Below are 22,863 nucleotides of genomic sequence, written 5' to 3'. Positions count from 1 at the left end.
CCTGTTAAAAGGAGGAACACAATGGAATACGTAATTGAGATGAATAACATTACGAAAGTATTCCCAGGCATTGTAGCGAATGATGATATTACGCTGCAAGTAAAGCAGGGTGAGATACATGCTTTACTTGGAGAAAATGGTGCAGGGAAATCCACATTGATGAATGTACTATTTGGTTTGTACCAACCAGAACAAGGTGAAATTAAAATTAAAGGAAAGTCTGTAAACATTACCAATCCGAATGTGGCAAATGAACTTGGTATTGGAATGGTTCATCAGCACTTTATGCTTGTTCATAATTTTACAGTTACAGAAAATATTATTCTCGGAAATGAACCGAAGAAAAAAGGGAAAATTGCTGTTGAGGAAGCTGCTAAAGAAATTCAAAAACTGTCTGAACAATACGGTTTAGCTGTAGATCCATATGCGAAAATACAGGATATTTCAGTTGGTATGCAACAGCGTGTTGAGATTTTGAAAACTCTTTACCGCGGTGCAGAAATTTTAATATTTGATGAACCAACAGCTGTGTTAACACCGCAAGAAATTCATGAGCTAATTCAAATTATGAAAAAGCTTGTGCAAGAAGGAAAATCTATTGTTCTTATTACACATAAGTTGAAAGAAATTATGGAAGTTTGCGATCGTTGTACGATTATTCGTAAAGGAAAAGGAATTGGAACGGTTGACGTTGCAAATACGGATGAAAATAAACTTGCAGAATTAATGGTCGGACGTCAAGTGAATTTTAAAACAGAAAAAATAGACGCGAAACCAAAAGAAGAGGTACTTTCAATTGCAAACCTTGTTGTTCACGATGCACGTCAACTACCTGCTGTAAAAGGCCTTGACTTAACTGTTCGTGCGGGGGAAATTGTTGGGATTGCAGGGATTGATGGAAACGGACAAAGTGAATTAATAGAAGCAATTACTGGTTTACGAAAAGTTGAGTCAGGTTCTATTGCAATTAAAGGGAAAGAAATAACAAATTGGCCTGTTAGAAGAATAACAGAAGAAGGAATTGGTCATATTCCAGAAGATCGTCATAAACACGGACTCGTCCTTGATTTTTCTGTTAGAGATAATATAGTTCTGCAAACGTACTATAAGAATCCGTTTTCAAAGAAAGGGATTTTAAATTTCAGCAAAATTACAGAAAAAGCAAAGGCTCTTATTGAACAGTTTGATGTACGTACACCTAGTGAGCAAACGTTAGCACGCGCTCTATCTGGGGGAAATCAACAAAAAGCAATTATTGCACGTGAAGTAGACCGTGATCCAGATTTATTAATCGCAGCACAGCCAACACGTGGTTTAGATGTAGGAGCAATTGAATTTATTCATAAGAGATTAATAGAGCAAAGGGATAAAGGGAAAGGTGTATTACTTTTATCACTAGAGTTAGATGAAATCTTAAATGTTAGCGATCGAATTGCTGTTATTTATGAAGGGAAAATTGTAGCAATAGTTGATGCGAAAGAAACGAATGAACAACAGCTTGGATTGTTAATGGCTGGAGGAACAAAGAAGGAGCAGGTGGGTACAAATGGCTAAAAAACTTTTAACAGAACGAACGATAAATATTTTAGTCCCAGTACTATCCGTTATTTTTGGCTTACTTGTCGGAGCGATTGTAATGCTAGTTAGTGGTTATGATCCAATTGTTGGTTATAGTGCACTTTGGACAGGGATGTTCGGCAGCGCAAGTGCGATTGGTGAAACGCTTCGTACAATGATACCGCTTATTCTTGCTGGTTTGTCAGTGGCGTTTGCATTTCGTACAGGTTTATTTAATATCGGGGTAGAGGGTCAATTGCTAGTTGGTTGGCTTGCAGCGGTTTGGTTCGGTTATGCAGTTTCACTACCAGCTTTCCTTCATATTCCATTATCTATTTTATTCGCAGCATTGGTAGGAGGAATTTGGGGCTTCATTCCTGGATATTTAAAAGGAAAGTTTCAAGTTAATGAGGTTATTGTAACAATTATGATGAACTATATCGCATTATATGTAACATATGACATCATTAAGCGCTTTTTACATGAAGGTAATGATAAAACGTATGACATTAAAGAGAGTGCATCACTATCTTCAGACTGGCTTGCTTCTATTACTGATGGTTCGCGTCTTCACTGGGGAATTATTGTAGCAATATTAATTGCTATTTTAATGTGGTTCTTATTAGATCGAACAACTTTAGGCTACGAATTAAAGTCGGTAGGATTTAATCAGCATGCTTCTCAATATGCAGGTATGAAAGTTTCTCGTAATGTAGTATTCTCCATGACAATTGCTGGTGCATTTGCGGGGATTGGTGGAGCGATGGAAGGATTAGGAACATTCCAGAGTATGACAGCGATGTCTTCGTTTACAGGAGTAGGATTTGATGGGATTGCTGTAGCATTACTTGGAGGGAATAATCCGTTTGGGATAATCCTTTCAGCTTTATTATTTGGTGGTTTGAAAAGTGCTTCCCCTCAAATGAACTTTGAGGCAGATGTACCATCAGAGCTTATTAATGTAATTATTGCATGTATCATCTTCTTTGTTGCATGTAGTTATGTGTTAAGATGGGCGCTTACACGCATGAGCAAGGAGGGGAAATAAATGAGCTTTTTAGATATATTAGCCATTCTTGTGACGGGTACGTTATATACATCGGCACCTATCATTTTCACAGCACTAGGTGGTGTATTTAGTGAACGATCGGGTGTTGTAAATATCGGATTAGAAGGACTAATGCTATTTGGTGCATTTATTGGAGTTGTTACAAACTTATTAATGGGTGATACTTGGGGAACGATGACTCCGTGGATTGCGTTATTATTTGCGGCAATTGGTAGTGGATTATTTGCATTACTTCATGCGGTAGCTTCTATTACATTCCGAGCAGATCAAGTTGTAAGTGGTGTAGCAATTAACTTCTTATCTCTTGGTTTAACGGTATTTGCAATTAAGAAGATTTTTGATAAAGGGCAGACTGACTTTATTCAGTATCGTATTGAAAAGATTGATATTCCAGGCCTTTCGGATATTCCGGTTTTAGGGAAAATATTTTTCTCGAACGTACCAATAACGTCGTATATTGCCATTATTTTAGCATTCGTTGTTTGGTATGTTATTTATAAAACACCGTTCGGTCTTCGTCTACGTGCTGTTGGTGAACACCCAATGGCAGCGGATACGATGGGGATTAACGTATATAAAATGCGCTATATTGGAGTCTGTATTTCAGGAGTGTTTGCTGGAATTGGTGGAGCGATTTTTGCAATGTCAATTTCTAATAACTTCTCAGGGGCAACTATTACAGGACAAGGTTTCTTAGCTTTAGCTGCTATGATTTTTGGAAAGTGGAATCCACTAGGCGCACTAGGTGCAGCTCTATTCTTTGGTTTTGCACAATCTCTTAGTGTAACGGGCGGAACAATTCCTGTATTAGATCAAATTCCAAGTGTTTTATTAACGATATTACCATATGTATTCACAATATTAGCGCTTGTTGGTTTTGTAGGTCGTTCTGAAGCTCCGAAAGCATTAGGAACTCCTTATGAAAAAGGAAAACGATAAGTATTTTATAAGTATAAAAAAGCTCGCACATTAGTGTGGGCTTTTTTACATAGAATATATTTAATACGGAATTTTACTATGTTCCTTACATATTAAAGTTTTTAGAAAGAATCATATGTAAGCATAATAAGGGAGAAAAGTTGATTTTTTATTTCTAAAAACTGTATATTGAAGAGGAATATTCCTATATACGTAAAGGAGGGCTATAAATGAAACTAATGGAACAACAACTACATGAGTTAGGTGGTTTGCGCGTACATATTATTCCGACTGATAAATATAAAACGAATACCTTTGTATTTCGTTTTAAAGCGCCTTTAAATGAGGAGACGGTGACAGAGCGTGCCCTATTGCCATACGTATTGCAAAGTGCGACAGAAAAATTACCTTCTGTAATTCGTCTTCGTCAATATTTAGAAGAATTATACGGGTCTTCTTTAGCAGTAGATGTAAGTAAAAAAGGGGAAGACCATATTATCTCCATTTATGTAGACATTGCAAATGAAGTATATTTACATGATGCACCACCGTTATTTGAAAAAGCGCTTTCTATGTTGTCGGATATTGTGTTACATCCAGCGACGGAGGGGAACGGTTTCCTACCTTCTATCGTAGAAAGTGAAAAAAGAGCACTGTTACAGAGAATTGAAGCTACTTATGACGATAAAATGCGTTATGCAAACGAGCGTTTAATTGAAGAAATGTGCAAAGTAGAACCGTATCGTTTAAGTGCAAATGGAAAAAAAGAGAGTGTTGCTTCTATTACAAATGAAAGTCTGTATCAATATTATCAAAAGGTGTTAGCGGAAGATGAGATGGATCTATATATTATTGGTGATATTTCAGAAAACGCCGTTGATCTTGTAAGTAAGTATTTTTCTATTTCAGCTCGTCCAGTGAGAGAAAGAAATGTACTCCTTCATAGACGAAATAATGAAGAAAAAGAAGTTGTTGAAAAACAAGAATTAAAACAAAGTAAATTACACATCGGTTATCGTACATTTGTCACATATAAAGATGAAGATTATTTTGCATTGCAATTGTTCAATGGATTGTTTGGTGGTTTTTCTCATTCGAAGTTATTCGTAAATGTGCGTGAAAAAAATAGTTTAGCGTACTATGCAGCATCGCGCTTTGAAAGTCATAAAGGTTTATTATTTGTTATGTCAGGAATTGAAGCGAAAAATTATGAAAAAGCAGTTGAGATTATTAAAGAACAAATGCTTGCGATGCAAAACGGAGAGTTTTCTGAAGAAGAAATACATCAAACAAAAAGTGTCATCCAAAATCAAATATTAGAGGCGATTGATACACCGCGTGGATTTGTAGAAATGCTATATCATGGTATTATTTCAGATCGTACACGTCCAGTTGAAGAATGGCTTACAGGTATAGAAAGTGTGACAAAAGAAGAAATTGTAAAAGTTGCTAAAAATATTGAACTAGATACAATTTACTTTTTACAAGGAACGGAGGGAGAGTAAATGGAGAAAATTATTTATGAGCAATTAAAAGAAACACTCTATTATGAAAAACTTCCTAATGGATTAGATGTATATGTTTTACCGAAACAAGGATTTAATAAAACATTTGCGACGTTTACGACGAAATATGGTTCAGTAGATAATACATTTGTACCATTAGGGAAAGAAGAAATGATTCGTGTACCTGATGGGATTGCACATTTTCTTGAGCATAAATTATTTGAAAAAGAAGATCACGATGCTTTCCAATTGTTTAGTAAACAAGGAGCATCGGCAAATGCTTTTACATCCTTCACACGAACAGCTTACCTTTTTTCATGTACTTCAAACGTAGAACAAAATTTAAATACATTACTAAACTTTGTGCAAGAGCCTTATTTCTCTGAAAAAACAGTTGAAAAAGAGAAGGGGATTATTGGGCAAGAAATTCAAATGTATCAAGATAACCCAGATTGGCGTTTGTACTTTGGGTTAATTGATAGCTTGTTTGTAAAACACCCAATTAAAATTGATATTGCAGGGACAATCGAATCTATTAGTAAAATTACGAAAGATTTATTATATGAATGTTATGAAACATTTTATCATCCGAGCAATATGTTATTATTTGTTGTGGGTGCAATTGATCCAGAGAAAACAATGGATTTAGTACGTGAAAATCAAGCAAAAAAAGATTATAAAAACCAGCCAGAAATTGTGCGTTCATTTGAAGAGGAACCAAATGAGGTAAATGAAAAGAAAAAAATTATTTCAATGCCTGTGCAAACACCGAAATGTTTAGTTGGTATTAAAGCGACTAATTTAAAAGAAAAAGGGCAAGCGCTTTTAAAACAAGAAATTGCGCTTACGTTACTTTTAGATTATTTATTTGGAAAAAGTTCTGTTCATTACGAAGCTTTATATAATGAAGGGCTTATTGATGATTCATTCTCGTATGACTATACAGAAGAAAATAACTTCGGTTTTGCAATGGTTGGCGGTGATACGAAACAACCTGATGAATTGGCAGATCGTTTAAAAGATATTTTATTAAAAACAGATTATGATCAATTAGATGCGGCGGCATTAGAACGAGTGAAGAAAAAGAAAATTGGTGGTTTTTTACGCTCGTTGAATTCACCAGAATATATTGCAAATCAATTTACACGATATGCGTTTAATGAATCTAGTCTATTTGATGCATTGACTGTATTAGAAGGGCTAACCGTTCAAGACTTACAAGAAGTAGCAAAATTATTGTTATCAGAAGAAAAAATGAGTGTTTGTCAGGTGTTACCGAAAAAATAACATTTTAAAGATACCCTCATCTTATCATTGAAAAATTGTAAGATGAGGGTATTATTTAGTTGTGTAAAAAGTGAACTTGTAGAGATAAGAGAGGGAATTTATGAAAAAGTATGCGTTAGTAACTGGAGGGAGCGGAGGGATTGGCTCTGCTATTTCGAAACAATTAATTCAAGATGGATATACAGTTTATGTTCATTACAATAACAGTGAAGGAAAGGTATTGGAATTGCAGAAAGCATGGAGGGAAGTTATCCCTGTGCAAGCGAATTTGGCTTCTAGTGATGGAGCTGAGCAATTGTGGAGACAAATTGAACATCCTATTGATGTTATTGTATATGCAGCTGGGAAGAGTATTTTTGGACTAGTAACAGATGTAACAAACGATGAATTGGATTATATGGTAGAACTTCAAGTGAAGAACGTATATAAATTACTTTCAATGGCACTTCCGCCTATGATTGGGAGGAGAAGTGGTAATATTGTAATTGTTTCATCTATATGGGGACAAATAGGGGCTTCTTGTGAAGTGCTTTATTCAATGGTAAAAGGGGCGCAAAATTCATATGTGAAAGCTTTGGCGAAAGAAGTGTCTTTAAGTGGATTACGTGTGAATGCGGTAGCACCAGGAGCAATTGAAACGGAAATGTTAAGTGTTTTTTCTGAAGAAGATAAAATGGGAATTGCTGAAGATATACCATTAGGTAGAATAGGGTTACCAGAAGAAGTAGCAAAAACAGTTGCATTCCTCGTATCACCAGGAGCATCTTACATAACTGGACAAATCATCGGAGTGAATGGTGGTTGGCACTGTTAAAAATTTCTTACATAAAAAATGAACAGTTGCACAAATTAAGCATGATTTTATTACTCAATAGTGAGGTGCTTAATTATGTCAGTATTAGATAATTTTGATCAGTGGAAGAGCTTTTTAGGAGATCGTTTAGAGCAAGCGCAAGGAAAAGGTTTAGACGGCGGTGCGGTATCAGATATGGCATTTCGTGTTGGCGACTACCTTGCTAATGAAGTAGAAGGACGCAATGACCAAGAGAAATTATTAGCTGAGCTTTGGAAAGTTGCTGATGAACAGGAGCAACATACCATTGCAAACTTAATGGTTAAGTTTGTACAACATAAGTAAAAGTAGAGAGGAGATTCTCCTCTCTACTTTTTTTGTATAATAATTACACAGGATAGATTATACATTTAGCTTCCCTATTAAGGTGAAATCATATAATATAGTACGTAGGTGTAAAGTAAGCAAGGGGAGTGATCTTGGATGATTGAATGGTATTTTGAATATGAAATACATAAAAACCGACCTGGCTTGCTTGGTGACGTTTCTTCGTTAATCGGTATGCTCGGCATTAATATTGTCACAATTAATGGTGTAGATAATGCACGACGTGGGTTACTTCTTATGTGTGATAATCAAGAGCAAATCTCTAGACTTGAATCAATTTTAAATACGATGGATAACATAACGGTAACGAAATATCGTCCGCCCAAGCTAAGAGATAAGCTAGCGGTTAGGCATGGTAGGTACATACAACGAGATGCAGATGATAAGAAAACATTTCGATTTGTGCGTGATGAATTAGGCTTACTTGTAGACTTTATGGCAGAAATTATGAAAAAAGAAGGCCATAAACTAATTGGGATACGCGGAATGCCTCGTGTCGGAAAAACAGAATCCATTGTTGCTGCAAGTGTTTGTGCAAATAAAAGGTGGTTATTTGTATCATCTACTCTTATTAAGCAAACTGTTCGTAGTCAATTAATTGAAGATGAGTATAGCGATGACAATATTTTCATCCTAGATGGAATTGTGTCAACGAAGCGTGCTAACGAAAGACATTGGCAGCTCGTTCGTGAAATTATGAGATTGCCTGCAACAAAAGTTGTAGAACATCCTGATGTATTTGTGAGTCAGTCAGAATACACATTGGATGATTTTGATTATATTATCGAGTTGCGCAACGATTATGATGAAGAAATTCAATATAATTTAGTAGATGAAATTGAGCAAGGTACGCAAAATAATTTCTCTATGTTTGACTTTTAAAGAAATATTGAGGTGTTAGTAGTGACGGAATTGGGACAAAAGCTGAAAGAAGCAAGAGAAGCGAAAGGCTTGACTATTGATCAGCTGCATGAGATTACAAAAATTCAAAAACGCCATTTAGTGGCAATTGAAGAAGGCAATTATGATGTATTGCCAGGAGCTTTTTATGCGCGTGCATTCATTAAACAATACGCAGATGCGGTTGGATTAAATGGAGAAGAACTGCTTGTAGAACATCAGAGTACGATACCACAATCTGAAAAGCGTGAAGTTCCACAAGTATCAACGGGACAAAAAACACAAGAAACAATGCAAAAATCTTCATCATGGCCAATTGCAGATCACATGCCGAAAATCTTAGTTGCGTTGTTAGTAATCGCAGTTGGAGTGGTAATCTGGTTTGTGTTTCAAGCGTTAACTGGAAAAGATGATGAAAAAGTTCCGAGTGCTCAAAGTGAGAAAATTGAAGTTCAAAAAGCAAAAGATTCTCCGTTAGATACGAAGAAAGATGAAGCGAAAGCGGAAGAGCCAAAAAAAGAGGAACCAAAGAAAGAAGAACCAAAGAAAGAAGAGCAACCAGCACCACCAACGGGACAGCAAGAAGTGAAAGTAGTTGGAACAACTGGTAAGGTATCTACTTTGGAAATTCATAATAATAAAACGTTAGAATTGGAAATCATAGCGAAGGGTACAAGCTATGTAGATGTTAAAGATGATGCGGGTAACGAAATTTTAAACACTACAGTACAAGGTGGTCAAACAGAAAAACGTGATGTATCAACATTAAAAGAAGTACGACTTAATATTGGAAATGCAACGAATGTTGAAGTTAAACTGAATGGCCAAGTGGTTGCTTTCCCATTGGACCCAGAAAAAGAACTTCACCAAAGATTGGTGATAAAAAACCAAGGGATAGGGCAACCTGCACAATAACAGTCATCGCTTCGATGACTTTTTTCAATGAACAAATGTTTTTGATATGATGGAGGAATAGCTGTGAATTTACCAAATAAAATTACAATATCTAGAATCTTCTTAATTCCAATTTTCATGGTAATTATGTTAGCGCCCTTTAATTGGGGTTCATACACAATTGGTGATGTTGATTTACCAATTCAACATTTAGTGGGGGCACTTATCTTTATCGTTGCTTCAGCTACAGATTGGATTGATGGACATTACGCAAGGAAGTATAATCTTGTAACGAACTTAGGAAAGTTTCTTGATCCGTTAGCTGATAAATTACTTGTTTCAGCAGCACTTATTACATTGGTAGAGATGCGATATGTACCGGCTTGGATTGTTATTGTAATTATCAGTCGTGAGTTTGCTGTAACAGGTTTACGTCTTGTACTTGCTGGAACAGGGGAAGTAGTTGCGGCAAATCAGCTAGGGAAAATTAAGACATGGACACAAATTATTGCGATTGCAGCATATTTATTACACGATGTACCTTTAAATTTAATCCATATTCCAGTTGCGGATATCTTCATATGGATTGCATTAATCTTTACTGTTATTTCAGGATGGGATTATTTCTGGAAAAATAGAGCTGCTTTTGTAAACTCAAAATAGAAGTTTATGGGGGAATTGGGATGAATGCTGAGATTATTGCGGTTGGAACTGAATTATTACTTGGACAAATTGCAAATACAAATGCCCAGTTTTTATCTGAAAAGTTGGCTTCAATTGGAATTAACGTGTACTATCATACTGTTGTTGGTGATAATAATAAGCGACTGCAAAAGGCGATTGAAGCTGCGGAAGAACGTGCTGATATCCTTATTTTTACAGGTGGATTAGGACCGACAAAAGATGATTTAACGAAAGAAACAATAGCGACTAGTTTAGATGAAAAGCTTGTGTATGATGAAAAGGCATTAGCCTTAATAAGTAATTACTTTAAGCGTACAGGCCGTGAATTTACGGAGAATAATAAAAAGCAAGCGCTCGTTTTAAATGGAGCAACAGTATTTGCAAATGACCACGGTATGGCGCCGGGTATGGGGGTAAATAAGAACGGAAAAGTTTATATTTTATTACCAGGGCCGCCAAAAGAAATGAAACCAATGTATGTAAGTTACGTAGAGCCTTTTTTACGTAATTTTACAACAGGAGAAAACATTTATTCACGTGTGCTTCGTTTCTTCGGTATTGGGGAGTCCCAATTAGAGGTGAAAGTTCAAGATTTAATTGATGGACAAACAAACCCAACAATTGCCCCGCTAGCAAATGATGGAGAAGTGACATTACGTTTAACCGCTAAGCATCAAAATGTTAGCGAAGCGGAGAAACTAATTCAACATGTGGAAGATTTGATTTTAGAAAGAGTAGGAGAATTTTTCTACGGATATGACCAAGAATTTTTGCATTATAAGGCAATCGAGTTATTGAAGAGAAAAGGGTTAACTTTAGCATGTGCAGAAAGTTTAACAGGTGGTCTTTTTGGAAATCAAGTAACTGAAAATGCTGGTGTTTCTTCTGTATTTAAGGGCGGTGTCATTTGTTATCATAATGATGTGAAGCAACATGTTTTACGTGTGCCTGAAGAAGTATTGCATACTGATGGTGCAGTTAGTAAGGAATGTGCTCGTTATCTTGCTGAAAATGTTAAGGATTTATTAAAAGCGGATATCGGAATTAGTTTCACTGGGGTAGCAGGGCCAGATGCTTCAGAACAGAAAGAGCCAGGAACAGTATTCGTTGGATTAGCGATTAAAGGTGAACAAACTGCAGTCTTTCCTCTTAATTTAAGTGGAAGTCGTCAACAAATTAGAGAACGATCAGCAAAATATGGATTTTATCATTTATATAAAAAGCTAGAAGAGATATAAGTCTCTTCTAGCTTTTTTTATAGTTAAATTCCGTATTTGTGTGATGGAAAATAAAAAAATCGAATAAATGTTCGATTTTTGTTGGCAAATTGAATTGAAAATAGGTATAATAAGATTAGCAATTCAGTTAAGGAGGAATTTTGAATGAGTGATCGTCAAGCGGCATTAGATATGGCGTTAAAACAAATAGAGAAGCAATTCGGTAAAGGTTCAATTATGAAATTAGGAGAACAAGCGGAACGTAGAATTTCTACAATTTCAAGTGGTTCTTTAGCACTTGATGTGGCGCTAGGGGTAGGCGGATACCCACGTGGCCGTATTATCGAAATTTACGGACCTGAAAGTTCAGGTAAAACGACAGTTTCATTACATGCAATTGCAGAAGTACAACGTCAAGGTGGACAAGCAGCATTCATCGATGCGGAGCACGCAATGGATCCTGTATATGCACAAAAATTAGGCGTTAACATAGATGAATTACTATTATCACAGCCTGATACAGGGGAGCAAGGATTAGAAATCGCAGAAGCACTTGTACGAAGTGGTGCGGTTGACATTATCGTAATTGACTCTGTAGCAGCTCTTGTACCGAAAGCGGAGATTGAAGGAGACATGGGTGACTCACACGTAGGTTTACAAGCACGTTTAATGTCACAAGCACTTCGTAAGCTTTCAGGAGCAATCAACAAATCAAAAACAATTGCAATCTTTATTAACCAAATTCGTGAAAAAGTTGGGGTTATGTTCGGAAACCCAGAAACAACTCCAGGTGGTCGTGCGTTGAAATTCTATTCAACTGTCCGTCTTGAAGTGCGTCGTGCGGAGCAATTAAAGCAAGGTAACGACATCGTTGGTAATAAAACAAAAGTAAAAGTAGTGAAAAATAAAGTAGCGCCACCATTCCGTGTTGCTGAAGTTGATATTATGTACGGAGAAGGTATTTCAAGAGAAGGTGAAATCTTGGATATGGCTTCTGAGCTTGATATCGTTCAAAAGAGCGGTGCTTGGTATTCTTATAATGAAGAACGCTTAGGACAAGGTCGTGAAAATTCGAAGCAATTCTTAAAAGAGAATACGGACTTAAGAGAGGAAATTGCCTTCTTTGTTCGTGATCATCACGGAATTGGTGAAGATTCTGGTGTGGAAGACGCGGAAGATTCAACTCTTCAAGATTAAAAAATAAAAGACACGGGTCCCGTGTCTTTTATTTTTTTACCTTCTATTAAAGAGGTATCTATCGTAGTGGTTAAAATATTTTTTTGACTCAAATGGGATGTGTAAAGAGGAATATTCATACGTTTTAAGGGAATAAAATGGTATTTACTAAGGTTTTCCAGGATAATATGCTATCAATTTTTCAAATTCAGATAACATTCAGGACTGAAGGTAAAGAAAGTAAAAGTAGACAACGCTTGACAATGAAAATTACGATAGATACAATGAGAATGTATATTTTTTCTTATATACGATATACTCTTCTCAAGAAGAGAAGTAATATTCGGAGTAAGGTTTAAATCTTACCGAAATAATAATATGACATTTTAATTGTGAAATGAAGAAAGTCCCTTAAAAAAGCGGGACGACGGTCTTTGCTGTATGTTGTAATCAATGTACATGCCGACAGTCTTTTTTCATTCATAGCAAGGGGAGGTGAAATCATGAGTAATACAGTTTGGATACTCATCTCCATTTTGCTTGCAACAACAGTCGGTGCAGTTGTTGGCTTTTTTGTTCGAAAGTCTATTGCTGAAGCGAAGATTAATGGTGCGGCTAATGAAGCGAAACGTATTCTAGACGAAGCGAATCGTGAGGCTGAAGCACTTAAGAAAGAAGCGCTTTTAGAAGCAAAGGATGAAATTCATACACTTCGTACAGAAGCTGAATTAGAAATTCGTGACCGTAGAAGCGAATTACAAAAACAAGAAAATCGTTTAATGCAAAAAGAAGAGAACCTTGATCGTAAAGACGAAACGCTCGATAAACGCGAGCAGCAGTTAGAGAAGAAAGAGGATTCTCTTGTAGCGAGACAACAACAGATTGAAGAGTTGGAAAGCAAAGTGGGAGAGTTAGTTCAAAAGCAACAAACAGAATTAGAGCGCATTTCCAATCTGACACGCGAACAAGCGAAAGCAATTATTCTTGGTAAAGTAGAAAATGAAGTTTCTCATGAAATCGCTGTTATGGTAAAAGAAAGTGAAGTTCGCGCGAAAGAAGAAGCGGATAAGAAAGCAAAAGAGATTTTATCTCTTGCAATGCAAAGATGTGCAGCTGATCATGTTGCTGAAACAACCGTTTCGGTTGTAAATCTTCCAAATGACGAAATGAAGGGACGTATTATCGGGCGTGAAGGTCGTAATATTCGTACGTTAGAAACGTTAACGGGTATTGACTTAATTATCGATGATACACCAGAGGCGGTAATCCTTTCTGGATTCGATCCAATTCGTCGTGAAACAGCTCGTATCGCTCTTGATAAACTAGTACAGGACGGACGTATTCACCCAGCGCGTATTGAAGAGATGGTCGAAAAATCAAGACGTGAAGTGGACGAGTATATTCGCGAAGTCGGAGAGCAAACAACGTTTGAAGTGGGTGTTCACGGATTACACCCAGATTTAATTAAAATTTTAGGTCGTTTAAAATACCGTACAAGTTATGGACAAAACGTCTTAAAACACTCTATGGAAGTTGCATATTTAACTGGACTTATGGCAGCAGAGCTTGGCGAGGATGAAAAACTAGCAAGACGTGCTGGTCTATTACATGATATCGGAAAAGCGATTGACCATGAAGTAGAAGGTAGCCACGTTGAAATTGGTGTTGAACTCGCAACGAAATATAAAGAGCATCCTGTAGTTATAAACAGTATCGCATCTCACCATGGTGACACAGAACCAACTTCTATCATTGCAGTTTTAGTTGCAGCAGCAGATGCTTTATCAGCTGCAAGACCGGGAGCTCGTAGTGAAACGCTTGAAAACTACATTCGTCGTCTTGAAAAGTTAGAAGAGATTTCAGAGTCTTATGAAGGCGTTGAAAAATCATTTGCAATTCAAGCAGGACGTGAAGTTCGTATTTTGGTAAAACCAGATACAATCGATGATTTAGAAGCTCATCGTTTAGCTCGTGATATCCGAAAACGTATTGAAAATGAACTGGATTACCCAGGACATATTAAAGTAACTGTTATTCGTGAAACACGTGCAGTGGAATACGCAAAATAAAGTGGTGAAACACCACTTTATTTTTTTGTGTTGGAATTGGATAAAATAAAGACAGTTAGTTATATAGCGTAAAAGTGAAACAAACTTATAATAAACATATTATAAGGAATTTCCTTAATGCTATAGCAATAAAAAATGCAGTACATAGAAAGGGTAAGACATATGAGAATATTATTTGTTGGGGATGTAGTAGGATCTCCTGGTAGAGGTATGATTCAACAATACGTACCGGCATTAAAGAAAAAATATACACCTACAGTAACAATCATTAATGGAGAAAACGCAGCAGGTGGCCGTGGGATTACAGAAAAAATATATCGAAACTTTTTAGAGTGTGGGGCGCAAGCAGTTACACTTGGAAACCATGCTTGGGATAATCGTGAAGTATTTGAATTCATCGATGATGCAAAATATCTTGCAAGACCAGCTAACTTCCCAGAAGGAACTCCAGGAAAAGGACTTATCTTTGTGAACTGTAATGGAACAGAAGTTGCAGTTATTAACTTACAAGGACGTACTTTCCTTCCTCCGATTGATTGTCCATTCCGTAAAGTGGATGAATTAATTAATATTGCGAAAAAACGTACGAATATTATCTTTGTTGATTTCCATGCGGAGACTACAAGTGAAAAACAAGCGCTAGGTTGGTATGTAGATGGACGTGCTACAGCAGTAGTAGGTACGCATACGCATGTCCCTACAGCGGATAACCGTATTTTACCAAGCGGAACGGCATATATTACAGATGTTGGGATGACAGGGCCATATGATGGAATATTAGGTATGGACCGAGAAGCGGTATTGAAGAAGTTTTTAACGAACTTACCGGTACGATTTGAAGTAACAAGTGGTAGAACGCAATTAAGTGCAGTGTTAATTGATGTGGATCCAAATACAGGAAAAGCAAAGAAAATTGAGCGCATTTTAATTAATGACGATCAACCATTTTTTGAGTAAATTTCCGTTAAATTTTAGATAAGTTATTATATTTTAATTTTTTAGAAAAATTACGAAAATTTAGCAGGAATACGCGCCATTCCTCGTGAATATAAGTTAAAGTGAAATAATTGCTAATACTTTTTAAAGAAACGAGGAGGAAACGCGGAATGGAAATATTAAAAGTTAAAGCAACGTCGGTCCCTAATTCTGTAGCTGGTGCACTTGCAGGTGTTATTCGCGAACGCGGAACAGCAGAAATTCAAGCTATTGGTGCAGGTGCATTGAACCAAGCGGTAAAGGCAGTAGCAATCGCAAGAGGATTTGTAGCGCCTAGTGGTTTGGACCTGATTTGTATCCCAGCGTTTACAGATATTATGATTGATGGCGAAGAGCGTACAGCAATAAAATTAATTGTAGAACCTCGTTAAGTTTTAAACAACCTGTTTGCAGTATGCAAACAGGTTGTTTTTATAATGGAGGAATGAAAATGAAAATTTTTGATGCTCATTGTGACGTGCTTCTTCAGTTATGGAGTGCACAAGGGAAAAGGAATTTTAACGATGATTCACAATTACATATTACATTTGAACAGTTAAAGAGAAGAAAAGGAAGTATACAATGTTTTGCTATATATGTACCAGAAACAGTGGCATATGAAAACCGATTTGAAGCAGCATTACAAATGGTAGATATTTTTTATAATGAAATTTTATCCCTACCAGGTGTAAAGTTTATTCAGACACAAGATGATATTAACATGTTAAAACAGGACGAGGTTGGAGCGATATTAACACTAGAAGGATGCGAAGCAATTGGAAAAGAAGCAATGAAATTACGGTTGTTGTATCGCCTAGGAGTACGTTCTTTTGGGCTAACATGGAATTATGCCAATCTCTTAGCTGATGGTGCGCTAGAGACACGTGGGGCGGGTTTAACGAATTTTGGTAAACAGGTTGTACAAGAACTGAATGCGCTACATGTATGGACTGATGTGTCTCATCTAAATGAAAGAAGTTTTTGGGATGTTATAGAGATTGCAAAAAATCCTATTGCTTCCCACTCAAATTGTATGAAACTTTGCGAGCACCCACGTAATTTAAACGATGAACAACTTAAAGCTCTTATAAAGAAAAATGGCATGATCGGTGTCACTTTTGTACCGCAGTTTCTAACAAGTGAAAGGCAAGCAAATATAACTGATATCATAAAACATATCGAATATATTTGCTCGCTAGGTGGAGAAAACAATATAGGGTTTGGTTCAGATTTTGATGGGATTGTAGATACGGTTGTCAATGTATCTGCCTATGGAGATTATGAAAATGTCATGAATGAGCTTTATAAATACTATGCTGCATCTACTGTAGAAAGATTTTTATATGATAATTTTGTTGAACATATGAGTTTTTAAGTTTGTGGTTTAAAATTCAGAAAAATTAAAATTAATTCATTTGATTTTATTGCTTTTTTTAAGACCTAATACTAGAATGAAAAACAAAATAGCTTTATACTAAAGATTCAGGGAAATCAGAAGAGGCATAATTTGCGTCCGTTGTAGTTTATTTGCATAAAAAATGCTAAACTATTACTGTAAAAAAATACACTACAATGAATGCAGCCAAAAGGGGTGTAGGAGATGATTAGTCAACTTTCATGGAAAGTTGGAGGCCAACAAGGTGAAGGAATTGAAAGTACAGGAGAAATCTTCTGTATTGCATTAAACCGATTAGGATATTACCTATACGGTTACCGCCACTTCTCATCACGTATAAAAGGCGGCCATACAAATAATAAAATTCGTGTAAGTACAACAGAAGTACGCGCGATCTCAGATGATTTAGATATTTTAATTGCTTTTGACCAAGAAACAATTGATTTTAACTTCCACGAACTACGTCCAGGTGGAATTGTAGTTGCGGATGCGAAATTTAATCCAACAATACCCGACAATACAGATGTAAATCTATATGTGATACCGTTTACAGATATTGCTTCAGAATTAGGCACATCATTAATGAAAAACATGGTTGCTGTTGGAGCATCAAGTGCAGTATTAGGATTAGACGAAACAGCTTATTTAGATGTTGTTGAAGAAATCTTTGGTCGTAAAGGAGAGCAAGTCGTTCAAAAGAATATGGACGCAATTAAACGCGGCTCTCAATATATGAAAGAATTACTAGGTGAGAAAGTAAACATGATGCAGCTTGAAAAAGCTGATGGTAAAAAACGCATGTTTATGATTGGAAACGATGCAATCGCATTTGGTGCGGTAGCTGGTGGTGCTCGTTTTATGTCAGCATACCCAATCACACCTGCATCAGAAATTATGGAATACTTAATTAAAAAATTACCGAAAGTCGGCGGAACAGTAATCCAAACTGAGGATGAAATTGCAGCTTGTACAATGGCAATCGGCGCAAACTATGCTGGTGTTCGTACATTAACTGCATCTGCTGGTCCTGGTCTGTCATTAATGATGGAAGCAATCGGTTTAGCAGGTATTACAGAAACCCCATTAGTAATTGTTGATACACAACGTGGTGGTCCAAGTACGGGATTACCAACGAAACAAGAACAGTCTGACTTAATGGCGATGATTTACGGTACGCATGGTGAAATTCCAAAAATCGTAATGGCGCCAAGTACAGTTGAAGAAGCTTTCTATGACATTGTAGAAGCATTTAACTTATCTGAAGAATACCAAGTTCCTGTTATTTTCTTAACAGATTTACAGCTTTCGTTAGGAAAACAAACAGTAGAACCACTTAAATTAGATAAAGTGGAAATTCGTCGTGGTAAGCTTGATTTAGAAGCAGAATTACCAGAACGTGAAAATAAAGCATACTTCAAGCGTTATGAAGTAACAGAAGACGGCGTTTCGCCGCGTGTTTTACCTGGTATGAAAAATGGTGTTCACCATGTTACAGGTGTAGAACATGATGAAACTGGAAAACCATCGGAATCAGCAATAAACCGTAAAGATCAAATGGACAAACGTTTCCGTAAAATGGAGAACTTGAAGTTTAATACCCCTGTTTATAAAAATGTTAAGCATGAAGAAGCAGACGTATTGCTTGTTGGATTTAACTCAACTCGTGGTGCGATCGAAGAGGCAATGACGCGTTTAGAACAAGAGGGTATGAAAGTAAACCACGCTCATGTGCGTTTAATTCACCCGTTCCCAACAGCTGAAATCGATCCACTTGTGAAAAAGGCGAAGCGTGTTGTAGTAGTAGAAAACAATGCAACAGGTCAACTTGCTAACATTATGAAAATGAATCTTGGTAATGGTGAGAAAATTTCTAGTCTTTTAAAATATGATGGAAACCCATTCTTGCCGAAAGAGATTTACAACGAATGCAAAAAAGGGGTTGTATTAAATGGCAACATTTAAGGACTTTCGTAACAGTGTAAAGCCAAACTGGTGCCCAGGTTGCGGAGACTTCTCAGTGCAAGCTGCAATTCAACGTGCAGCAGCTAACGTTGGCTTAAATCCAGATGAACTTGCTGTTATTTCTGGTATCGGCTGTTCAGGCCGTATTTCAGGTTATATTAATTCATATGGTGTGCATAGTATTCATGGTCGTGCCCTTCCGATTGCACAAGGTGTGAAAATGGCAAATCGTGATTTAACAGTTATCGCTTCAGGTGGTGACGGTGATGGATTTGCGATTGGTATGGGACATACAATCCATTCTATTCGTCGTAATATCGACATTACGTACATCGTAATGGATAACCAAATTTACGGGTTAACAAAAGGGCAAACTTCACCACGTAGTGAAGCGGGATTTAAAACGAAAAGCACACCACAAGGTTCAATTGAACCATCACTAAATGTAATGGAAATGGCTTTAACAGCTGGTGCGACATTTGTGGCGCAAAGCTTTTCGAGTGATTTAAAAGAATTAACACAAATTATTGAAGCTGGTATTAATCATAAAGGATTTTCATTAATTAACGTATTCAGTCCATGTGTTACTTATAATAAAGTAAATACTTACGATTGGTTTAAAGAGAACTTAACGAAACTAAGCACAGTAGAGGGATATGATCCATCTAATCGCATGATGGCTATGCAAACGTTAATGGAAAATAACGGTTTAGTAACAGGTTTGATTTATCAAAATACTAAGCAACCATCATATCAAGAACTTGTTAAAGGCTATAGTGAAGAGCCTTTAGTGAAATCTGATTTAAATATGGATCAGAAAATGTTTGATGAGCTTGTTGCTGAATTTATGTAATGTAAGAAGAGGAGGTTGCCGATTTGGCAACCTTTTTTATGTGCAAAAAATATAGGGTAGTTTTATTTACTTAGAAAATTCAGAATGGTAAAATAATATGTAAATCGTTGTATGAAAATGGCAAGTTCATTGCTTATGAAATGTAAGATAATAAAGGGCCTCTGGATTGTTAAAATTGGCGAAACACGTCATACTATGGTAATGTTTATAGGGATAAAGCAATATGCTTTTGGGTAGGACAACAAGAAATGATAAAAAGGGAATGTCTATTTGCGTGGGGAAGACTTCATTCTTATGAATGATTAGATTGATTACTCAAGTTTCAAAGGACAAGTTATCTCCAAGCTATCTAACCATTTTTGAGGTGAGTCTAAGCGCATTAAAATGGACTATAGAGTGTGTATAGTTAAGGGTGAAAGGAGATTACCGATGAACGAGCAACAACGATTAGCAAGTCAACAAGCAAATTCCTCTACGAAAAAAGAAGAGAAAGATTATAGTAAATACTTTGAAAGTGTATATCAACCACCTTCCTTAAAGGATGCGAAAAAGCGCGGGAAAGAAGAAGTTAAAATTGAACGGGATTTTGGCTTACCTGAAGAGTTTCGCAATTTTGGTACAGGCCGAAAGTTCTATATTCGTACATATGGTTGTCAAATGAATGAGCATGATACGGAAGTAATGGCAGGTATTTTCACAACGCTTGGATATGAACCAACTTTTTCAACTGAGGATGCAGATGTAGTTTTATTAAATACTTGTGCGATTCGTGAAAATGCTGAAAATAAAGTGTTTGGTGAACTAGGCCATTTAAAGTCACTAAAACGAAGAAATCCGGACCTTTTAATTGGTGTATGTGGTTGTATGTCTCAAGAAGAATCTGTTGTAAATAAAATTATGCAAAAAAATCAGCATGTAGATATGGTATTTGGAACGCATAATATTCATAGATTACCGTACATTCTAAAAGATGCGATGTTCTCGAAAGAGACGGTAGTTGAAGTATGGTCAAAGGAAGGCGACGTAATTGAAAACCTTCCGAAAGTACGTCGTGGTGATATTAAAGCTTGGGTAAATATTATGTATGGCTGTGATAAGTTCTGTACGTATTGTATTGTACCGTATACACGCGGAAAAGAGCGAAGTAGACGTCCAGAAGATATTATCCAAGAGATTCGTCATTTAGCTGCAAATGGTTATAAAGAAATTACGTTACTTGGACAAAACGTAAATGCATATGGTAAAGACTTTGAAGATGTAGAATACGGTCTTGGCGATTTAATGGACGAACTTCGTAAAGTTGATATTGCCCGTATTCGTTTTACAACGAGCCATCCACGTGATTTCGATGATCACTTAATTGAAGTGCTTGGCAAAGGTGGCAACCTAGTAGAACATATCCATTTACCAGTTCAATCTGGAAGTACAGATATGTTGAAAATTATGGCGCGTAAATATTCACGTGAGCATTATTTAGAACTTGTAAGAAAAATTAAAGAAGCAATTCCAGATGCAGTATTAACAACAGATATTATCGTTGGTTTCCCAAATGAAACAGATGAGCAATTTGAAGAAACGATGTCGTTATATCGTGAAGTAGGATTTGATACTGCCTTTACATTTATTTATTCTCCTCGCGAAGGTACACCAGCTGCAAAAATGAAAGATAATGTACCGATGGAAGTAAAGAAAGAACGTCTTCAACGCTTAAATACACTAGTAAATACGTTGGCAATTGAAAAGAATAGTCGTTATAAAGGTCAAATTGTAGAAGTGTTAGTTGATGGGGAAAGTAAAAATAATCCGGAAGTACTTGCAGGTTATACTCGTACGAATAAACTTGTAAACTTCGTCGCTTCAAAATCTTTAATTGGTCAGCTTGTGAAAGTAAAAGTAATGGAAGCAAAAACTTGGTCTCTTAACGGGGAATTAGTTGAAGAGCCGATTGAGGTGAAATAATAGATGAAAGTATATTCGAAAGATGACATTGTTGAACAAGCGAAAGAATTAGCAAAAATGATTTCTGAAACAGAAGAAGTTGATTTTTTTAAGAAAGCAGAGGCGCAAATTCATAAAAATGAAAATGTAAAGCGCGCAATCGATGAAATTAAAGCACTGCAAAAACAAGCAGTAAACTTGCAACATTACGGGAAGTGGGAAGCTTTAAAAAAGGTAGAAGCTGAAATTGATGCATTGCAAGATAAGTTAGACAGTATTCCAGTCGTACAAGAATTTAAATCTTCACAAACATACGTAAATGATTTATTACAGTTAGTTGCTAGTACAATTTCTAACAACGTTACAGATGAAATATTAATTTCAACTGGTGGCGATGTACTTAAGGGTGAAACTGGCGCAGCGGTAGAAAGTAAAAAAGGAAATTGTGGTTGTTAAAGAGATGTCATATTGACATCTCTTTTTTTTAGTTGATTAAACGTAAGTTCTTCTCAAAAAAAGAATGACACATTCCGCTATTGTCACGCATATGATTAAGTGAATAGTGATTGAGGAGGGTTACGAATGTCCGAATTTAGAGAGATTATTACAAAAGCAGTGGTTGGAAAAGGACGTAAGTATACAAAGTCAACGCATACATGTGAATCGAATAATGAACCAACAAGTATTTTAGGGTGCTGGGTAATTAACCACTCGTACGAAGCAAGAAAGAATGGGAAGCATGTGGAAATTGAAGGTTTCTATGATGTGAACACTTGGTATTCATTTGATGGAAATACAAAGACTGAAGTTGTAACAGAACGTGTGAACTACACGGACGAAGTAAGCATTGGTTATCGTGATAAAAACTTTTCTGGTGACGATTTAGAAATTATTGCTCGTGTTATTCAGCCACCAAATTGTTTAGAAGCGCTTGTATCACCAAACGGTAATAAAATTGTTGTAACTGTAGAACGTGAATTTGTAACAGAAGTAGTTGGAGAAACGAAAATTTGTGTAAGTGTAAATCCTGAAGGCTGCGTAGAATCAGATGATGATTTCCAAATTGCTGATGATGAATTTGAAGAATTAGATCCGAACTTTATCGTTGATGCAGAAGAAGAGTAATAGAAAGCTAGGGAGAAGTTCTTCCTAGCTTTTTACTTTATATAAGTGGCGCTGAATGAACATGATTCTTTATGAAATATGTTATAATGAAGAAAGACTCCTGAAATAGGAGATATGGATGTCCGTGAAATGTGACATATATGAAAATTGATTACTAT

The 22,863-nt window shown here is 36.3% G+C and carries 21 protein-coding genes; all 21 read left to right on the top strand.

Annotated features, from left to right (window positions below):
- The first annotated feature begins 21 nt into the window (after positions 1-21).
- The 21 genes from QCI81_RS05900 to cotE all read left to right on the top strand — a co-directional run bounded on the left by QCI81_RS05900 (position 22) and on the right by cotE (position 22,705).
- Positions 22-1,554, top strand: a complete 1,533-nt coding sequence (locus QCI81_RS05900) for an ABC transporter ATP-binding protein (protein ID WP_071729820.1) — start codon at positions 22-24, stop codon at positions 1,552-1,554.
- The gene (locus QCI81_RS05895; protein WP_001085255.1) at positions 1,547-2,605 is read left to right on the top strand and encodes an ABC transporter permease; all 1,059 of its coding nucleotides are present in this window, start codon (positions 1,547-1,549) and stop codon (positions 2,603-2,605) included. Before QCI81_RS05900 ends, QCI81_RS05895 begins: the two co-directional genes overlap by 8 nt.
- Positions 2,606-3,565 carry an ABC transporter permease gene (locus QCI81_RS05890; RefSeq protein ID WP_000008857.1) on the top strand — a complete coding sequence of 320 codons (960 nt, stop codon included), beginning with the start codon at positions 2,606-2,608 and terminating at the stop codon, positions 3,563-3,565.
- 209 nt (positions 3,566-3,774) lie between these two features.
- Positions 3,775-5,049 (top strand): EF-P 5-aminopentanol modification-associated protein YfmF, encoded by a 1,275-nt coding sequence (gene yfmF / locus QCI81_RS05885; protein ID WP_000772413.1) that lies wholly within the window; start codon positions 3,775-3,777, stop codon positions 5,047-5,049.
- Positions 5,050-6,336, top strand: a complete 1,287-nt coding sequence (gene yfmH, locus QCI81_RS05880) for an EF-P 5-aminopentanol modification-associated protein YfmH (RefSeq protein WP_000411277.1) — start codon at positions 5,050-5,052, stop codon at positions 6,334-6,336.
- Between the two features lie 100 nt (positions 6,337-6,436).
- Complete coding sequence (ymfI, locus tag QCI81_RS05875) at positions 6,437-7,150, top strand: elongation factor P 5-aminopentanone reductase (protein WP_023522827.1); 714 nt, start codon at positions 6,437-6,439, stop codon at positions 7,148-7,150.
- 75 nt (positions 7,151-7,225) lie between these two features.
- A complete protein-coding gene (locus QCI81_RS05870) occupies positions 7,226-7,474 on the top strand; it encodes a DUF3243 domain-containing protein (RefSeq protein WP_000114444.1) in 249 nt (82 codons plus the stop codon).
- 138 nt (positions 7,475-7,612) lie between these two features.
- Positions 7,613-8,398: a DUF3388 domain-containing protein gene (locus tag QCI81_RS05865; protein WP_000574107.1), complete on the top strand. Its 786-nt coding sequence runs from the start codon at positions 7,613-7,615 to the stop codon at positions 8,396-8,398.
- Between the two features lie 21 nt (positions 8,399-8,419).
- Positions 8,420-9,331 (top strand): helix-turn-helix domain-containing protein, encoded by a 912-nt coding sequence (locus QCI81_RS05860; RefSeq protein ID WP_000137474.1) that lies wholly within the window; start codon positions 8,420-8,422, stop codon positions 9,329-9,331.
- A 63-nt stretch (positions 9,332-9,394) separates the two neighbouring features.
- Complete coding sequence (gene pgsA / locus QCI81_RS05855; protein ID WP_001052977.1) at positions 9,395-9,973, top strand: CDP-diacylglycerol--glycerol-3-phosphate 3-phosphatidyltransferase; 579 nt, start codon at positions 9,395-9,397, stop codon at positions 9,971-9,973.
- Positions 9,974-9,993: 20 nt separating this feature from the next.
- On the top strand, positions 9,994-11,232 hold the full coding sequence (cinA, locus tag QCI81_RS05850; RefSeq protein WP_029443109.1) for a competence/damage-inducible protein CinA: 1,239 nt from the start codon (positions 9,994-9,996) through the stop codon (positions 11,230-11,232).
- Positions 11,233-11,376: 144 nt separating this feature from the next.
- On the top strand, positions 11,377-12,408 hold the full coding sequence (gene recA, locus QCI81_RS05845; protein WP_071729821.1) for a recombinase RecA: 1,032 nt from the start codon (positions 11,377-11,379) through the stop codon (positions 12,406-12,408).
- Between the two features lie 482 nt (positions 12,409-12,890).
- Positions 12,891-14,456 carry a ribonuclease Y gene (gene rny, locus QCI81_RS05840; protein ID WP_071729824.1) on the top strand — a complete coding sequence of 522 codons (1,566 nt, stop codon included), beginning with the start codon at positions 12,891-12,893 and terminating at the stop codon, positions 14,454-14,456.
- A 162-nt stretch (positions 14,457-14,618) separates the two neighbouring features.
- Positions 14,619-15,413: a TIGR00282 family metallophosphoesterase gene (locus QCI81_RS05835; protein WP_001221097.1), complete on the top strand. Its 795-nt coding sequence runs from the start codon at positions 14,619-14,621 to the stop codon at positions 15,411-15,413.
- Positions 15,414-15,562: 149 nt separating this feature from the next.
- Positions 15,563-15,823, top strand: coding sequence for a stage V sporulation protein SpoVS (gene spoVS / locus QCI81_RS05830; RefSeq protein ID WP_000404341.1), 261 nt, complete (start codon positions 15,563-15,565; stop codon positions 15,821-15,823).
- A 59-nt stretch (positions 15,824-15,882) separates the two neighbouring features.
- Complete coding sequence (locus tag QCI81_RS05825) at positions 15,883-16,806, top strand: dipeptidase (protein WP_071729826.1); 924 nt, start codon at positions 15,883-15,885, stop codon at positions 16,804-16,806.
- Positions 16,807-17,031: 225 nt separating this feature from the next.
- A complete protein-coding gene (locus QCI81_RS05820) occupies positions 17,032-18,789 on the top strand; it encodes a 2-oxoacid:acceptor oxidoreductase subunit alpha (protein WP_000625417.1) in 1,758 nt (585 codons plus the stop codon).
- A complete protein-coding gene (locus tag QCI81_RS05815) occupies positions 18,776-19,642 on the top strand; it encodes a 2-oxoacid:ferredoxin oxidoreductase subunit beta (protein WP_000190155.1) in 867 nt (288 codons plus the stop codon). The genes QCI81_RS05820 and QCI81_RS05815 overlap by 14 nt, the downstream gene beginning before the upstream one ends.
- 429 nt (positions 19,643-20,071) lie before the next feature.
- A complete protein-coding gene (gene miaB, locus QCI81_RS05810) occupies positions 20,072-21,601 on the top strand; it encodes a tRNA (N6-isopentenyl adenosine(37)-C2)-methylthiotransferase MiaB (protein WP_071729827.1) in 1,530 nt (509 codons plus the stop codon).
- Between the two features lie 3 nt (positions 21,602-21,604).
- Positions 21,605-22,036, top strand: a complete 432-nt coding sequence (locus QCI81_RS05805) for a YlbF/YmcA family competence regulator (protein WP_000870460.1) — start codon at positions 21,605-21,607, stop codon at positions 22,034-22,036.
- Between the two features lie 126 nt (positions 22,037-22,162).
- Positions 22,163-22,705 (top strand): outer spore coat protein CotE, encoded by a 543-nt coding sequence (gene cotE / locus QCI81_RS05800; protein ID WP_001288799.1) that lies wholly within the window; start codon positions 22,163-22,165, stop codon positions 22,703-22,705.
- The last annotated feature ends 158 nt before the right edge of the window (positions 22,706-22,863 follow it).

The sequence above is a fragment of the Bacillus cereus group sp. MG20 genome (assembly GCF_040459885.1).
In the GTDB taxonomy this organism is placed as follows: domain Bacteria; phylum Bacillota; class Bacilli; order Bacillales; family Bacillaceae_G; genus Bacillus_A; species Bacillus_A cereus.
Note: the sequence above shows the minus strand (reverse complement) of the source record. Positions and strands in the feature narration are given on the sequence as shown.

Excerpts from the sequence above, each read along its gene's own strand:
- QCI81_RS05900 (WP_071729820.1), top strand. The coding sequence starts at position 22 with ATGGAATACGTAATTGAGATGAATAACATTACGAAAGTATTCCCAGGC.
- QCI81_RS05895 (WP_001085255.1), top strand. The coding sequence starts at position 1,547 with ATGGCTAAAAAACTTTTAACAGAACGAACGATAAATATTTTAGTCCCA.
- QCI81_RS05890 (WP_000008857.1), top strand. The coding sequence starts at position 2,606 with ATGAGCTTTTTAGATATATTAGCCATTCTTGTGACGGGTACGTTATAT.
- yfmF (WP_000772413.1), top strand. The coding sequence starts at position 3,775 with ATGAAACTAATGGAACAACAACTACATGAGTTAGGTGGTTTGCGCGTA.
- yfmH (WP_000411277.1), top strand. The coding sequence starts at position 5,050 with ATGGAGAAAATTATTTATGAGCAATTAAAAGAAACACTCTATTATGAA.
- ymfI (WP_023522827.1), top strand. The coding sequence starts at position 6,437 with ATGAAAAAGTATGCGTTAGTAACTGGAGGGAGCGGAGGGATTGGCTCT.
- QCI81_RS05870 (WP_000114444.1), top strand. The coding sequence starts at position 7,226 with ATGTCAGTATTAGATAATTTTGATCAGTGGAAGAGCTTTTTAGGAGAT.
- QCI81_RS05865 (WP_000574107.1), top strand. The coding sequence starts at position 7,613 with ATGATTGAATGGTATTTTGAATATGAAATACATAAAAACCGACCTGGC.
- cinA (WP_029443109.1), top strand. The coding sequence starts at position 9,994 with ATGAATGCTGAGATTATTGCGGTTGGAACTGAATTATTACTTGGACAA.
- recA (WP_071729821.1), top strand. The coding sequence starts at position 11,377 with ATGAGTGATCGTCAAGCGGCATTAGATATGGCGTTAAAACAAATAGAG.
- rny (WP_071729824.1), top strand. The coding sequence starts at position 12,891 with ATGAGTAATACAGTTTGGATACTCATCTCCATTTTGCTTGCAACAACA.
- QCI81_RS05835 (WP_001221097.1), top strand. The coding sequence starts at position 14,619 with ATGAGAATATTATTTGTTGGGGATGTAGTAGGATCTCCTGGTAGAGGT.
- spoVS (WP_000404341.1), top strand. The coding sequence starts at position 15,563 with ATGGAAATATTAAAAGTTAAAGCAACGTCGGTCCCTAATTCTGTAGCT.
- QCI81_RS05825 (WP_071729826.1), top strand. The coding sequence starts at position 15,883 with ATGAAAATTTTTGATGCTCATTGTGACGTGCTTCTTCAGTTATGGAGT.
- QCI81_RS05820 (WP_000625417.1), top strand. The coding sequence starts at position 17,032 with ATGATTAGTCAACTTTCATGGAAAGTTGGAGGCCAACAAGGTGAAGGA.
- QCI81_RS05815 (WP_000190155.1), top strand. The coding sequence starts at position 18,776 with ATGGCAACATTTAAGGACTTTCGTAACAGTGTAAAGCCAAACTGGTGC.
- miaB (WP_071729827.1), top strand. The coding sequence starts at position 20,072 with ATGAACGAGCAACAACGATTAGCAAGTCAACAAGCAAATTCCTCTACG.
- QCI81_RS05805 (WP_000870460.1), top strand. The coding sequence starts at position 21,605 with ATGAAAGTATATTCGAAAGATGACATTGTTGAACAAGCGAAAGAATTA.
- cotE (WP_001288799.1), top strand. The coding sequence starts at position 22,163 with ATGTCCGAATTTAGAGAGATTATTACAAAAGCAGTGGTTGGAAAAGGA.